This is a genomic window from Porphyromonas sp. oral taxon 278 str. W7784, assembly GCF_000467855.2.
Lineage (GTDB): Bacteria > Bacteroidota > Bacteroidia > Bacteroidales > Porphyromonadaceae > Porphyromonas.
This window is the reverse complement of the sequence record NZ_KI259236.1, coordinates 85,980-100,370: the sequence shown is the minus strand read 5'-3', so window position 1 is coordinate 100,370 and position 14,391 is coordinate 85,980. Positions and strand designations below refer to the sequence as shown.

Annotated in this window: 11 protein-coding genes; 1 reads left to right on the top strand and 10 read right to left on the bottom strand. The window is 55.9% G+C overall.

Annotated features, from left to right (window positions below):
- Nucleotides 1-280 precede the first annotated feature (280 nt).
- Nucleotides 281-1,678: a class II fumarate hydratase gene (fumC, locus tag HMPREF1556_RS04885; RefSeq protein ID WP_021667204.1), complete on the top strand. Its 1,398-nt coding sequence runs from the start codon at nucleotides 281-283 to the stop codon at nucleotides 1,676-1,678.
- Between the two features lie 88 nt (nucleotides 1,679-1,766).
- Here the strand turns inward: fumC and HMPREF1556_RS04880 are convergent, their stop codons facing one another.
- The 10 genes from HMPREF1556_RS04880 to HMPREF1556_RS04835 all read right to left on the bottom strand — a co-directional run bounded on the left by HMPREF1556_RS04880 (nucleotide 1,767) and on the right by HMPREF1556_RS04835 (nucleotide 14,163).
- Complete coding sequence (locus HMPREF1556_RS04880; protein WP_021667203.1) at nucleotides 1,767-3,281, bottom strand: bifunctional ADP-dependent NAD(P)H-hydrate dehydratase/NAD(P)H-hydrate epimerase; 1,515 nt, start codon at nucleotides 3,279-3,281, stop codon at nucleotides 1,767-1,769.
- Nucleotides 3,282-3,319: 38 nt separating this feature from the next.
- A complete protein-coding gene (gene lpxA / locus HMPREF1556_RS04875) occupies nucleotides 3,320-4,111 on the bottom strand; it encodes an acyl-ACP--UDP-N-acetylglucosamine O-acyltransferase (protein WP_044125257.1) in 792 nt (263 codons plus the stop codon).
- Nucleotides 4,112-4,184: 73 nt separating this feature from the next.
- Entirely contained in the window at nucleotides 4,185-5,570 is a 1,386-nt protein-coding gene (locus HMPREF1556_RS04870) for a bifunctional UDP-3-O-[3-hydroxymyristoyl] N-acetylglucosamine deacetylase/3-hydroxyacyl-ACP dehydratase (protein ID WP_021667201.1), read from the bottom strand.
- 12 nt (nucleotides 5,571-5,582) lie between these two features.
- The gene (lpxD, locus tag HMPREF1556_RS04865) at nucleotides 5,583-6,623 is read right to left on the bottom strand and encodes a UDP-3-O-(3-hydroxymyristoyl)glucosamine N-acyltransferase (RefSeq protein WP_021667200.1); all 1,041 of its coding nucleotides are present in this window, start codon (nucleotides 6,621-6,623) and stop codon (nucleotides 5,583-5,585) included.
- 33 nt (nucleotides 6,624-6,656) lie between these two features.
- Nucleotides 6,657-7,493: an orotidine-5'-phosphate decarboxylase gene (pyrF, locus tag HMPREF1556_RS04860; protein ID WP_021667199.1), complete on the bottom strand. Its 837-nt coding sequence runs from the start codon at nucleotides 7,491-7,493 to the stop codon at nucleotides 6,657-6,659.
- A gap of 54 nt (nucleotides 7,494-7,547) precedes the next feature.
- Nucleotides 7,548-8,636, bottom strand: a complete 1,089-nt coding sequence (gene prfA, locus HMPREF1556_RS04855; protein ID WP_021667198.1) for a peptide chain release factor 1 — start codon at nucleotides 8,634-8,636, stop codon at nucleotides 7,548-7,550.
- Between the two features lie 21 nt (nucleotides 8,637-8,657).
- Nucleotides 8,658-9,809 (bottom strand): AIR synthase related protein, encoded by a 1,152-nt coding sequence (locus tag HMPREF1556_RS04850; RefSeq protein ID WP_083476376.1) that lies wholly within the window; start codon nucleotides 9,807-9,809, stop codon nucleotides 8,658-8,660.
- A gap of 45 nt (nucleotides 9,810-9,854) precedes the next feature.
- Complete coding sequence (locus HMPREF1556_RS04845; RefSeq protein WP_044125266.1) at nucleotides 9,855-10,805, bottom strand: glucosaminidase domain-containing protein; 951 nt, start codon at nucleotides 10,803-10,805, stop codon at nucleotides 9,855-9,857.
- A gap of 332 nt (nucleotides 10,806-11,137) precedes the next feature.
- Nucleotides 11,138-13,453 carry a carboxypeptidase-like regulatory domain-containing protein gene (locus HMPREF1556_RS04840; RefSeq protein WP_021667195.1) on the bottom strand — a complete coding sequence of 772 codons (2,316 nt, stop codon included), beginning with the start codon at nucleotides 13,451-13,453 and terminating at the stop codon, nucleotides 11,138-11,140.
- The gene (locus HMPREF1556_RS04835; RefSeq protein ID WP_021667194.1) at nucleotides 13,450-14,163 is read right to left on the bottom strand and encodes a hypothetical protein; all 714 of its coding nucleotides are present in this window, start codon (nucleotides 14,161-14,163) and stop codon (nucleotides 13,450-13,452) included. Before HMPREF1556_RS04835 ends, HMPREF1556_RS04840 begins: the two co-directional genes overlap by 4 nt.
- Nucleotides 14,164-14,391: the final 228 nt, after the last annotated feature.

Below are 14,391 nucleotides of genomic sequence, written 5' to 3'. Positions count from 1 at the left end.
GTGGGTCGCATCGACGACCTACAGTAGGTTTTCTTGGAGGCCTCTGGAGCACCCCTTCTCCAGCCCAGGGAGAAGGGCCTCCAAACGCCCTAGGGATCAGGCTTTCGCTCCTTCCTCAGAGTCCCGCCTCCATCCAGGCTTCTTTTCCGTTTCTTCCGACTTAGCTTCCCAGGCCGGCATTCCCAAAATCTATTTGTATTTTTGCCTTAGTCTATGGCGACTCAATGAGGCCTAGCACAGCAGCCAACTCTGCTCACTTGAGACATAAACACATATAAGTATGGACTACAGAATCGAAAAGGACACCCTTGGCGAAGTCAAGGTACCTGCCGACAAGCTCTGGGGTGCTCAGACTGAGCGCTCACGCAACAACTTCAAGATCGGCCAGCCCGCCTCCATGCCTTTGGATATCATCCGAGGCTTTGCCTACCTGAAGAAGGGCGCAGCCTACGCCAACCATGAACTCGGCGTCCTGCCCGTGGAGAAGCGTGACCTGATCGCAGCTGTCTGCGACGAGATCCTCGCCGGTAAGCTCGACGATCAGTTCCCTCTAGTCATCTGGCAGACGGGCTCGGGTACGCAGAGCAACATGAACGTCAACGAAGTCATCGCCAACCGTGCCCACCAGCTCGCAGGTAAGGTCATCGGCGAAGGCGAAAAGACGCTCCTCCCTAATGACGACGTCAACAAGTCCCAGTCCTCCAACGACACCTTCCCCACCGGCATGCACATCGCTTGCTACAAGAAGGTCGTCGAAGTGACCCTGCCAGGCCTTCGCCAGCTCCACAAGGCGCTTGACGCCAAGGCAAAGGAAATGGCCGACGTAGTCAAGATCGGTCGTACCCACCTGATGGACGCTACCCCACTGACCCTCGGTCAGGAATTCAGTGGCTACGCAGCTCAGCTCGAGCATGGGATCCGTGCCATCGAGCACACCCTACCCCATCTGGCCGAACTAGCCCTCGGAGGCACAGCTGTCGGTACTGGGCTCAATACCCCTAAGGGCTACGACGTCGTAGTGGCCCGTCATATCGCCGAATTCACAGGGCTCCCCTTCGTGACGGCTCAGAATAAGTTCGAAGCGCTCGCTGCCCACGATGCGATCGTAGAGACCCACGGAGCCCTCAAGCAGGTAGCCGTCTCGCTCAACAAGATCGCTAACGACATTCGCCTCCTAGCCTCTGGTCCTCGTAGCGGTATCGGTGAGATCATCATCCCCGCCAACGAACCAGGCTCCTCCATCATGCCAGGTAAGGTCAACCCCACCCAGTGCGAAGCCCTCACCATGGTCTGCGCTCAGGTAGCGGGCAACGATGTAGCGATCACCGTAGGCGGTATGCAGGGACACTTCGAGCTGAACGTCTTCAAGCCCGTCATGGCTGCTAACTTCCTCCACAGCGCTCAGCTCCTAGGCGACGCAGCTGTCTCCTTCGATATCCACTGCGTCTCCGGTATCGAGCCTAACCACCCACGTATCAAGGAGCTCCTGAATAACTCCCTGATGCTCGTCACTGCGCTCAATACGCACATCGGCTACTACAAAGCCGCTGAGATCGCTAACGCTGCACACCGCAACGGCACGACGCTCAAGGAAGAAGCTCTTCGCCTCGGCTACGTGACTGCTGAAGAATTCGACAAGTGGGTACGCCCAGAGGATATGGTTCATCCGCTGGACTAAGCCCTCAGTAGAAACCTCAAGAAAGAATAGGGGCTGTACCACCGATCGGTGGTACAGCCCCTATTGCTTTTGCCTAATAGGATGCAAACTACTCTGCCTCGAGCTGATGGTAGGCTTCGCCTAGGAGATCGATCAGACTCGATGCTGTGAGGCTTCGCTCAGAATAGCGCCCCGCATAGAGCTCCGCCGATAGCCCCACAAGGTGAAGCCCTAGGACGGAAGCCGTGATCGACTGGTAGCCTTGCCCGAGAAGCCCTGCGATGACGCCGGAGAGGACATTAGACGTACCTCGGGTCTGCATACCGGTATTCCCCGTCGTATCGAAGAAGACCGTCCCCTGAGGAGTACACACAGCAGAATAAGTACCTCTTAGGATGAAGCAGATATCCAGCCGTCGTGCCAGCTCAAGCGCTTGATCTAGGCGCTCCCGGTCTGAGCCCAGGTAGCCCATCATCTGATCTAGCTCTTGGTGCGTGGCGATGAGAATGCTCTTCGAGGGGAGCTTCTCCATGAGCTTTCGCTCCCGAGAGAGCAGAGCGATACCATCACTATCGATCACAAGGGGGCGAGGCGAAGATACCAGCAGAGACTCTAGGAGCTCTAGTGCTCCGAGGCTTCGACCGAAGCCTTCGCCAATAGCCACTGTACGGTAGGCATTGAGCTCGTCCGACAGCAGGGAGTGCTCCTGACTCTGGGGGAAGACCGTCAGCTCGGGATGAGCCAGTTCTAAGGGAAGGACCTCCTCTGTCGGTACAAGGGCATGTACCTCTGCACACCCTGCTCTAAAGGCTGCCCGAGTGCTCAGGAGCGTACGTCCAGCGTGCCCGGGATGGTGCACGAGGAAGAGCACCTTCCCTCGAGGGAGCTCGACACTGAAGCGGGGGCGCTCATCGAGTGCACGGATGAGCGCTGCATCTTGTATATGGTAGTAGGGAGTCTCTAGATCCTTCTGCGCCTGAGGGCTGATCCCGAGGGAGAGGCATGACCATGCCCCTACATAAGGATCGTTCTCACGGAAGAAGAAGGCGAGCTTAGGGCTATCGAAGGCGATCGTTCGCTCAGCACGGATGACATGCTCGAGACTATTACCCGAGTTGTCTTCCGCAAAGAGTCCTGAGGGGAGTTCGACACTGACGATCGGTGCCTTCGAAGCATTGAGAAAGCTCGAGAGCGCTACATAGCCATCGGCAAGAGGCGTCTGTAGCTCTGCCCCAAAGAGCCCATCGATGATGAGGTCACGAGCACCGATACGTGGCGGGGTGAACTCCGTGAAGATCTCCTCAAGACGAAAGCCCTCCTGAGGGAGCTGATTCCGTACTTCCTCACAGGCCTCAGAGAGCTGACCACTTCGGTAGAAGAGGTAGGTCAAGACCGAATGGCCTCTACGAGCTAAGAGCTGAGCGATAGCAAGTGCATAGGCTCCACAGCGACCAGCCCCAGCGAAGACGTAGATAGTACGCCCCCCGAGGGTATAGTGCCTCAGGAGCTCACGCTCGAAGGCCGAAGCAGCCCGATCGATATGATCAAAGGCCGAGAGCTTGTCTACCTGTGCTGCCTGAGCATAGAGGATCTCAAGCTGCTTGCCCGCATAAATCTTCTGCATAGAGAGGGCTGTGTATGGTCCGTGTGCTTCGTAGGGGATTAGTCCATCGTACCACGCACGATACCACGCTCCGAGGATCGGATGAAGTCAAGGATGAGGGTACGCTCGTAGCTCTCGGGTATCTCCTCCTCGATCACACGGAAGGCTTCGGTATTGTTGAGCCCACGCTGGTAGAGGGTGCGATAGATATCATTGATACGGAAGATCTGCTCGTTGGTAAAGCCACGACGACGTAGACCGACGATATTGATCCCGCAGTAGACGATCGGGTCACGACCAATGAGGGTGTAGGGAGGGATATCCTTGTTCACACGAGAGCCCCCCTGGAGCATGACATGCTTGGAGATACGGACGAACTGATGGACTAGTGAGCCACCGCTGAGGATAGCATAGTCATCGACCTCTACCTCACCTGCCAGCTGGGTAGCATTCCCCAGGATCACATGGTCACCAAGGACGCAGTCGTGAGCGACATGCGAATAGGCCATCAGCAGGCAGTAGCTCCCGACGACGGTCTTACCACGAGACGCCGTACCACGATTCACCGTGACGCACTCACGTACCATGGTATGATCACCGATGATGGCGACACTCTCTTCGCCGACGAACTTCAAGTCTTGGGGGATACCTGCGATGACAGCACCCGAGTGGATATGGCAGTGCTTACCTAGACGAGCTCCGCTCTTGATGACCGCATGGCTCTCGATGATGCACCCCTCTCCGACCTCGGTATTCTCCTCGATGACGGCAAAGGGATGGACGATGACACCGGCTCCTAGCTTAGCCTCGGGATGGACGCTTGCAAGGGGACTAATATTGGGTTGGGACATATAGGATATATTCATACAGACAAGGAGCCCTCCTACCCTAGCTAAGGGAAGTAGGGCACCTTGCTTCTATTGGTTACTTATTCTTTGCTACCTGAGCCATGAACTCAGCTTCGCAGACGAGCTTCTCTCCGACGAAGGCTAGACCACGCATGTTAGCTACCCCACGGCGGATCTCAGAGAGTAGACGGAGCTTGAAGACAAGCGTATCACCGGGGACGACCTTCTGACGGAACTTCACATTGTCGATCTTCATGAAGTAGGTCGAGTACTTCTCTGGGTCTTCGATGGTATGGAGTACGAGGAGTCCCCCGACCTGAGCCATAGCCTCTACCTGAAGTACCCCTGGCATCACAGGCTCCGTAGGGAAGTGTCCCTGGAAGAAGGGTTCATTGCCCGAGACGCTCTTGACCCCCACGATATAGTCAGGTCCGATCTCGATGATCTTGTCGACCATCAGGAAGGGATAGCGGTGAGGCAGTAGCTCACGGATGCGGTTGACATCGAGGATAGGCTCTGCGTTAGGATCATAGAGTGGCGCCTGAGCCTCATTGAGCTTGATATCCTTACGGATCTTAGAGCCCATCTCGTTGTTGATCTTGTGTCCTGGGCAATAGGCTAGGATACGACCACGGATAGGGCGCCCTATGAGCGCCAGGTCACCCAGCACATCGAGGAGCTTGTGGCGTGCAGGCTCGTTGGAGAAGATGATCGGTGCATTGTTGATATAGCCCAGCGACAGGTCGGACTTGCGCTCGACATGCATCAGATCGCAGATCTTATGGAGCTGCTCCTGACTCATAGGCTCATCATAGATAACGAGGGCATTATCGAGGTCGCCTCCCTTGATCAGGTTATTGGCAAGGAGTGCCTCTACTTCACGGACGAAGACGAAGGTACGGCACGAAGCGATCTCCGTATCAAAGTCCTTGAAGTCCTCGAGTGATGCGAACTGGTTGTTCAGCACGGGTGAGTCAAAGGAGATGTGTACGTCGATACCGAACTTATTGTCAGGCAGGAGGACGATGCGTGAGCGACCATCAGCGGAGACGACCTCCTGACGGCGCTTGACGATATAGTACTCGATAGGCAGGTCCTGCTCCTCAAGACCGACCTCGTTGATCGCCTCTACATAGAGACGAGAGCTCCCATCGAGGATGGGGAACTCCGGAGCATTGACCTCAATGATACAGTTGTCTACTCCCTTGGCATAGAGAGCCGCCATAGCGTGCTCTACCGTACTGACGGTAGCCTCGCCCTTGACGAGTACTGTACCTCGCTCCGTACCCTTGACGAACTCGGACAGGGCGGGGATCTCTGGGGCACCCTCGAGGTCTACTCGACGGATGACACGTCCCGTACCAGCAGGTGCTGGCTGGAAGGTGATCTCGATATCTAGGCCTGTATGTAGCCCCTTACCCGAGAGGGAGAAGGGAGCCTTAAGTGTCTTCTGCATATCCATGATCTAGTGCTCTTATTTTGCTTGTTGTTTCAGTTCTGCTAGTTCCTTTTCCAGTGCTTGTAGGCGACGGTACATATCGGGGAGCTTGGGCTGAAGGACGAAGCTCTTCAGCGCATCCCGGAGGGGTATCCCTGGCGATCCCATGAGGGCACTACCCGAGGGGACATTACTGATCACGCCGGCCTGCCCACCCATCTCGACACGGTCTCCGATGGTGATATGACCTCCGACACCGACCTGCCCACCGAAGCGACACCAGGAGCCAATGGTGGAGGAGCCTGCCAGGCCTACTTGGGCAGCCATGACGGTGTGCTCACCGACGAGGCAGTTGTGGGCTATCTGCACGAGGTTGTCGAGCTTGACACCTCGGCGGATGACCGTATTGTCCATGACAGCTCGGTCGATACAGGTATTCGCCCCGATCTCGACATCATCCTCTATTAAGACGCTCCCTAGCTGTGGGATCTTATGGTAGCCATCCGCCTCGGGGGCAAACCCAAAGCCATCGGCGCCGATCACAGCGCCAGCATGGATGATACAGCGAGCGCCGACCTGGACCCCATGATATATGGTGGCATGGGGATGGACGGTCGTCCCCTCTCCTAGGGTCACACCCCGCCCGATGTAAGCAAAGGGATAGATCTTACAGCCTCGTCCGATCTTAGCGCCCTCCTCTACTACAGCGAAGGCGCCGATGTAGAGATCTTCACCGAGCTCTACTCCGTCGGCACAGCGTGCATCGGGGGAGATACCACGGAGTGCGGGTGCCGTCTGTTGCTCTACGAGCTGCATCAGCTGAGCGAGTGCTGCGTAGGGATCTGCCACACGGATGAGGGTGGAGGAGATAGGTTGCTTAGGAGCGAAGTCGTCGGCGACGAGGAGGATAGAAGCCTCGGTCGTATAGGCGTAGGCCTCGTACTTAGGATTAGCTAGGAAGGCGAGGTCACCAGCCTTAGCCGACTCGATCTTCCCAAAGTTGGAGACGAGGACAGAGCTATCGCCCTCTATCTTCCCGGAGATGAGAGGTGCTATCTGGGCGGCACTAAACTGCATGTTCGGTCTTATCGGTTAGTTCTGCCGGAGCGCTTAGGCTTCGACCAGCTTATTCTTGATGAGTATATCAGCCATCTGTCGGCGTAGCTGCTCTGCTTCGGCGCCAGCTGCATTGGCGAAGGCCTCCGTGCTATCAGCATAGATGATGCTACGCGAAGCATTGACCAGGAGGCCACACTGGCTATTCAGCCCGAAGCGGGCTACATCCTCCAGGCTGCCGTTCTGTGAGCCGACACCGGGGACGAGGAGGAAGGCATCGGGGACGATGGCACGTACCCGCTCGAGCATGTCGGCCTTAGTAGCACCGACGACATACATGAGCTGGTCACTGCTCCCCCACTCCTTGCTCTTGCGTAGGACTCGCTCGAAGAGAGCTTCCTCGCCATCTACCTGGGAGAGCTGGAAGTCTGAAGCTCCTTCGTTGGAGGTCAGAGCCAGCAGGATCACCCAGCGACCAGGGTACTTCAGGAAGGGCAGGACGCTATCACTCCCCATATAGGGAGCTACAGTGAGGGCGTCGACCTTGAGATGCTCGAAGAAGCTACGGGCATACATATCGCTGGTATTCCCTATATCACCACGCTTGGCATCGGCGATGATGAACTGGTCGGGGTAGTTCGTCTGGATGTACTCCACAGTCTTCTCAAAGGCTTGCAGGCCGAAGGAACCCATGCTCTCATAGAAAGCGAGGTTGGGCTTGTAGGCCACACACAGATGCGCCGTAGCATCAATGATCCTCTTGTTGAAGGCGAAGATAGGATCATCCTCCTCCAGCAGGAACTGGGGGATCTTGCGCACATCGGTATCTAGGCCGACACAGAGGAAGGACTTCTTCCTCTTGATATTCTCAAATAGTTCGTCTCTTGTCATAGTCTTTGATCTACTCTGGAGTGGGTTTATCGTGGAGGATTAGAGGGCTATAGGCTAAAGGGATGCTTCCTTCATACGCTCGATATTCTCAGCGATGATCAGCTCATCGATGATGGGCTGGATGTCACCCGACATGATCGCAGAGAGGTTGTAGAGCGTCAGGTTGATGCGGTGATCGGTCACACGACCCTGAGGATAGTTGTAGGTACGGATCTTGGCTGAGCGGTCACCCGTAGAGACCATCGTCTTGCGTCGAGCAGCGATCTCTTCGTTGTGCCTGGTCAGCTCGATGTCGTAGAGCTTGGTACGAAGCATCTGCATAGCGAGCTCACGGTTAGCCAGCTGGGTACGTGCCTGCTGACAGACGACGACGATCCCCGTAGGCTTGTGGGTAAGCTGGACCTTGGTCTCAACCTTATTGACGTTCTGCCCCCCAGCACCACCGGAGCGAGCTGTCTGCATCTCGATATCTGCGGGGTTGAGCACGACGTCGACCTCCTCGGCTTCGGGGAGGACAGCGACGGAGGCTGCCGAGGTATGTACACGGCCCTGAGTCTCCGTCTCGGGGACACGCTGGACACGGTGGACACCACTCTCATACTTGAGGACGCCATAGACCCCGTCACCTGAGACGGTGAAGATGATTTCCTTGTAGCCGCCAGCCGTCCCTTCGCTCATGCTCGTGACCTCGGTAGTCCAGCCACGGCCTTCACAGTAGCGTACGTACATGCGGTAGAGGTCGCCAGCGAAGAGCGCTGCCTCATCACCGCCCGTACCGCCACGGATCTCCATGACCACATCCTTAGCATCCTCGGGGTCTGCAGGGATCAGGAGGAGCTTGATCTCCTCCTCGAGGGATGGGATACGCTCCTCAGCCTCCTGCATCATCTCACGAGCCATAGTACGAAGCTCGGGGTCAGACTCAGAGTCTAGGGTCTCACGCCCCTCCTGGATATTCCCTAGGAGGTTGCGATACTCCTTCCCCTTGTCGAGGATACGCTCCAGATCTCGATACTCCTTGCTGAGCTTCATGAAGCGCTTTTGGTCAGCGATGATATCTGGGGCGGTGATGAGTGAAGTGATCTCTTGGAAACGTATCTCCAAGCTCTCTATACGACTAAGCAGGTCGTTGTCCGTTGCCATGTAGGTATATTGGGTAGCTTTTTATTCGTAGTGAAGCTCTCCGTAGGGAGAGTAGATAGTGAGGTGATTCTGCTCGGCAGATTCTACTCGGCCGATGATCTGGGCTGGTACGCCGAAGCGCTCCGAGATCTCGATGATACGAGCGGCATGCTCGGGGGAGACATAGAGCTCCATACGGTGGCCCATGTTGAAGACCTTGTACATCTCTGCCCAAGGTGTACCGCTCTCCTTCTGGATCAAGTCAAAGAGCGGAGGGATGGGGAACATGTTGTCCTTGATGACGTGCTTCCCCTCGACGAAGTGAAGCACCTTAGTCTGAGCTCCTCCCGAGCAGTGCACCATCCCGTGGATCTCGGGACGAAGCTCGTCGAGGATCGCCTTGATGATCGGGGCATAGGTACGTGTCGGAGAGAGGATGAGGCGCCCTGCATCTAGGGGCGTGCCTGCGATGGGCTCGGTGAGTGCCTTAGAGCCACTATAGACGAGGTCGTCAGGTGTAGTGGCATCGTAGCTCTCGGGGAAGCGACTGGCTAAGCTATGCTCCAGCACATCATGGCGGGCAGAGGTCAGGCCGTTACTCCCCATACCGCCATTGTAGCTCGTCTCATAGGTAGCCTGACCGAAGGAGGCTAGCCCGACGATGACGTCCCCTGCCTGTATGCGAGCATTGTCGATGACATCCGAGCGCTTCATACGGCAGGTGACCGTGCTGTCGACGATGATGGTACGCACGAGGTCGCCCACATCTGCGGTCTCACCACCTGTAGCATAGACACCTATACCTTGATCCCGAAGCTCTGCTAGGAGCTCCTCCGTACCATTGATGATCGCAGCGATGACTTCCCCTGGGATGAGGTGCTTATTGCGCCCGATCGTCGAGGAGACTAAGATCCCGTCGACAGCCCCCACGCAGAGTAGGTCGTCGATATTCATGATCAGCGCATCCTGCGCGATGCCCTTCCAGACGGAGAGGTCGCCCGTCTCCTTCCAGTAGATATAGGCCAGTGAGGACTTGGTGCCCGCACCGTCGGCGTGCATGATGTTGCAATAAGCTTCGTCGCCCCCGAGGATATCAGGGATGATCTTACAGAAGGCTTTAGGGTAAAGCCCCTTGTCTACATTGCGAATGGCGTTGTGCACATCCTCCTTGGAGGCCGAGACACCACGCTGCATATAGCGCTCATTCATAAATGTCGGATCAAGTATAGTCGTGAGTAGTTAGCGCAGACGGAGGATGTCGCCCTCTTCGGGGACGTAGTCACCATCCTTGTCGTTGAGTTTGTAGAGGCGATCGAGACGGATACCATAGCGCTGAGCGATGTCATGCATGGAGTCTCCGATACGCACGGTATAGGTCGAGTAGCGAGGCGATGCCTCCTTGTTCTTGGGTTCTAGGTAGACGATATCCCCTTCGTTAAGCGGGAAGTCCTCGGGGGTATCATTGTACTTGGCGAGCTTCTTCGCTGAGATCCCCATGTCGGCAGCGATACGCTCATAGGTATCGTTCTGGTCAGCCAGGACGTAGAGTAGACCATAGCTGAGGTAAGAGGGACGCTGAGGGCTGTCGTAGGAGCGACGAGCGGAAGCCGTCGTACGGCTAGGAGCATAGCCACTACCCGAGTACCACGTGGGGTACTCCCCATGGTCGAAGGTATAGAGCTCATAGTCCTCGATGACCTTGATCAGCATGTTCGCATAGCCCTTGTTCGTAGCATAGCCACAGAGCTGGAGACCCTTAGCCCAACCTCGATAGTCATCGTAGCGTAGGGCGAAGAGGCGCTGGTAGCGACGAGCCTTGAGGAAGAGGGAGTGATCATCATAGCTATCCCTCGCCGAGGGGTAGCTACGGAAGCAGTCATTAGGGTTGTCATCTCGGCGGTAGGTTCGTCGGCCTGACCAGGTCGAGTGGCACTTGATCCCGAAGTGATTGTTGTGCTCTTGAGCGAGGGTACTTGTCCCTGCCCCTGTCTCGATCAAGCCCTGTGCTAGGGTGATACTTGCAGGGATAGCGTGACGATCCATCTGACGTCGGGCCTCGGCCTGATAGGTGCGGATATAGTCCATGTAAGTGGGCTTGCGCAGCACCTGCGCAGAGGCTCCCACTAGACTCAGCAGGAGCAATGCGAAGATACCGATACAAGAGCGACGCACGGAATGGCTGATTCTCATCATTTAGTTGTATCGAATGTCATTTAGCCGTAGCATATAGCTACAAGTAGGGGCAAAGATACGAATTATATAGGGATTCATCAGTTGGCTCTATCCTAGTGGGATGGGGTGCTTTCTCGCCCTCCTTAGTCACTCCCCTGCCCCGTAGTAGGCTAGAGAAAAGAAGTACCCCATCCATGCCCCTCCGGAGGGAGGCATGAATGGGGTATCTAGACGACCCATGCATGGGGTATCAAGGTGACCCATGTATGGGTCACCTTGGGGGAGGGATGTATAGGGGCTCTTCTTCCCTAGCGTGGCTCGGGCTATAGGCGGAGGGCAGAGAGCGGAAGCTATAGAGTAGGGGAAGAGGAGTCCTCGTTCTGAAGGTTCTTCGAGTAGGTCTTATCCTTGCCTCGTGAGAAGTGATAGGCCACCCCCAGGAGGATCATATTCTTATTTTCATGAATCCACGTCTTACTACTCCGCTGGACGAGGCGCTCACCGAGCGTATAGTCATGATAATAGGCCGGTGTCCCGATGAATACCATCGAGGCAGAGAACTTCCAATTCCCCAAGCGGTAGGAGATCGAGGCCATATGCTCTGGCTCCATACGAGAGGCATAGCCCGAATCATAGGTATAAGTCGGGAGGGCGTACTTATAATAGAGCTGTAGCCCCTTATGCTGGGCCGTCAGTGAAAACTCACCATAGAGTGAACCACGATCATAACTAATCTCCGATGAGCGAAGTCTACTATATGTAGGTATGAGGTACGTATCTAGAAGCAGGGTGTTGTCACCAAAGGGCTTGACGACCACCTTGGCAGCTGCAGCAAATTCGTCACTCCATGCTCCATTGATCGGAGCGAACGTGATCCCTGCCCCCTCACGCTTCATAGCCTGGATATGCGGGCGATGTGTGTGGCTATAGAGACCTACCAGCCTGATATCAAAGATCCCCTTGGCATACGTATAGATAGCGGTCAGCTTACGCATATGCGCATTCTCTAGGTGGGGATTACCTACGGTAGTGATATCACGGGTGGATCGTCTGCGATTGCTACTGAGTTGCTCCAGACTAGGCAGGATGGGCTTGTCATCGTACATCAAGCGCAGGTCACTACCTCCGCCTAGGCTATAGCCGAGTACGACCTTCGGGGTAAAGGCGAGGCTACTGTAGGAGCGGTAGCTCGAATGATTGAGCGTGTGGGTCAAGCCTAGGCTCACACGATACAGCAGTCTCCCCTGACGCCCCGAGATCTCACTGTAGCCATAGTGCTGCCACGTACGGCTGGTATAGTCGAGGAGGCCGAAGTGATTGTCTACCTGTGAATGTAGGAAGGAGACCTCTCCCCTGTAGCCCGAACTGATCCGTAAGAGCCCCGTCTCTCGGGTGTGTGCTAGCTCGAGGATGACCGAGCGCTTACTATTGTCCAGCTTCATGAAGTCCTCGTAGCTCGTGAGCCCTGTGGTGACGCCCTGCTCTCGGGTCTTCGTCTCTCGCTTAGTGGAGAAGAGCGTTCCCACGAGGTTGATGCTCAGTTCGTCCTTCTCCCCAAGCTTACGCCAATGGTAGAGGTCAAGCGAAGGGTTGAACTGTTGGGTCCTATCCCTACCCGTGGTGGTCAGCTTCTCCCCAGCTACTCCGTCTACAGTGTAGAGACCCGAGCCGATGTTGTCGGAGAAGCGTCGCTCAGCTCTCGGCTGTAGGCGAGCCTCCCATAGGTAGCGGTCATCGACTACGTAGGCGTACTTGAGGGCGGGGCTGTGTGTCGTATACCCGAAGGCATCATGGTCCGAGTAGGTGAGCTGTAGCGCCCGATGATCTAGGCTGTAGCGATACTCGGCAAGTGACTCACGATCCCGATAGTCCCGATAGTTCAGTGTGTACTCCAGGCTCAGCTTGTGCCGGCCACGGATCAGAGAGGCATAGGCCTCATCAATAGCGCAGCCTGTCGTGAAGGCGTGATTGAGGGAGCCTCCTACGATGTAGCCATCATCCAGCCCGGAGACGATGATATTGATCACACACTCCACAGCTCGGTATCGAGCAGGCGGGATATCATATACCTCTACCCGCTTGATCTTCTCTTTGGGGAGCATGAGCACATCCGTCTTCGTGGAGCGTACCCCATTGATCAGGAGCTGCACCTCCCCACCCATAGCTCCCTTGATGCGGTCGTGCATCACGTCAAAGCTGACCAAGGGAAGGGTCTTGAGCAGATCATAGCTGTGCAAAGCCTCCTGGACAGTCTTCCTGTCGAAGGTGATCACCCTACGGTCGGCTCGCTGATGCGTAGCCTGAGCCTGTACCACCACATCATCTAGCACCTGACTATCTTGCTGTAGCTCATCAAGGAGCTCCATCGAGATCCCTTGGCTGGGCATCACGACACGAAGCCGTCGCTCCAGAGGCTTGTAGCCGAGGGAACTGATACGTAGGATATAGCGCCCGACCTTGACGCCACTGAATAGGTAGCCACCCTGTAGGTCGGTAGCCCCTCTGAGTACGAGTGTCGAGTCCCGCTCACTCACGAGGGTGACGGAGGCAAGGGTGATCGGCTCCTTAGTCTTCGCATCCTCCACCTGCCCCCGCACCTCGACCTGAGCGAGGAGACTCAAGGGGGCGATCATGAGGAGGAGCGCTATCAAGCAAGACTTATTCATAGACGTTCTAGGGTAAAGTTCATGGGGGTAAGTTTCTGCAGGGGTACATCTCGGACAAAGAAGTCGATTGATCCTGCGAAGTAGTCATTCGCCTGTAGCGGGTGCGTGATGACTATCTTGTCGAGATCGCTCCCCCTTATCTGGAGGAGCGCATCCGCAAGCCTCTTGTCCTGCACCAGATGACCTGAGAGGAAGAGCTTGTAGTTAAGTCCCTCCGCATCGGAGATCGTCACGCCCTTCCGCTGAGCGCCCTTGATGGCGCTCGTCGCAAGGTCTAGTGCCAGCTTGTCAGCATCTGCCTTCTTCGGGACGATCGTCGATGATGTGAGGTACTTCTCTAGAGCATCGAGCCGGATATGCGTACTAATATTGCCTCTGAAGCCAGGATCCTTGTCGAGACCAGAGCAGAAAAAGCGGTACGTACCACTAGGGAGATGTACCGTGAGGACATGATCCTTGTACGCGTCTATAGGCACTCCCTTGAATGAAGCCTCCCCATTGGCATTCGTTACCGTGACGGCGATGATGTCATTAGGCTTGTCATGGCGGGATAGATAGACGGGGAGATAGGGGAAGCGCTGCTCGACTCCAGCCTTCGTCTTGCAGTACACGGTGCCGAGGTAAAAGAACTCCGTCGAGCGCTGTGCATGCAGGTCCAAGCTAGAGAGTAGCATGCTCGCAGCGATAAGTAGGGTCGTCAGTGATTTCATATCGTTTGGACTTTAGATGGTGCTGATGGGAAGTAGGGCTTCAGTTCTCATTCTCCGAGGCTACCCCACCCCAAGATGGGAGGCCTCAAGCTACCCTTATAGTCAAGCCGGAATGCCTCATAGACGCTCTAGGCTATGGTCCATGGGGGTAAGTTTCTCCAGAGGTACATCCCGGACAAAGAAGTCGATTGATCCAGCGAAGTAGTCATTCGCCTGTAGCGGGTGCGT

Bases quoted from the DNA above. Each gene is read 5' to 3' on its own strand.
- HMPREF1556_RS04840 (WP_021667195.1), bottom strand. From the start codon at position 13,453: ATGAATAAGTCTTGCTTGATAGCGCTCCTCCTCATGATCGCCCCCTTG.
- lpxD (WP_021667200.1), bottom strand. From the start codon at position 6,623: ATGCAGTTTAGTGCCGCCCAGATAGCACCTCTCATCTCCGGGAAGATA.
- HMPREF1556_RS04835 (WP_021667194.1), bottom strand. From the start codon at position 14,163: ATGAAATCACTGACGACCCTACTTATCGCTGCGAGCATGCTACTCTCT.
- fumC (WP_021667204.1), top strand. From the start codon at position 281: ATGGACTACAGAATCGAAAAGGACACCCTTGGCGAAGTCAAGGTACCT.
- lpxA (WP_044125257.1), bottom strand. From the start codon at position 4,111: ATGTCCCAACCCAATATTAGTCCCCTTGCAAGCGTCCATCCCGAGGCT.
- prfA (WP_021667198.1), bottom strand. From the start codon at position 8,636: ATGGCAACGGACAACGACCTGCTTAGTCGTATAGAGAGCTTGGAGATA.
- pyrF (WP_021667199.1), bottom strand. From the start codon at position 7,493: ATGACAAGAGACGAACTATTTGAGAATATCAAGAGGAAGAAGTCCTTC.
- HMPREF1556_RS04880 (WP_021667203.1), bottom strand. From the start codon at position 3,281: ATGCAGAAGATTTATGCGGGCAAGCAGCTTGAGATCCTCTATGCTCAG.
- HMPREF1556_RS04870 (WP_021667201.1), bottom strand. From the start codon at position 5,570: ATGGATATGCAGAAGACACTTAAGGCTCCCTTCTCCCTCTCGGGTAAG.
- HMPREF1556_RS04845 (WP_044125266.1), bottom strand. From the start codon at position 10,805: ATGAGAATCAGCCATTCCGTGCGTCGCTCTTGTATCGGTATCTTCGCA.
- HMPREF1556_RS04850 (WP_083476376.1), bottom strand. From the start codon at position 9,809: ATGCAGCGTGGTGTCTCGGCCTCCAAGGAGGATGTGCACAACGCCATT.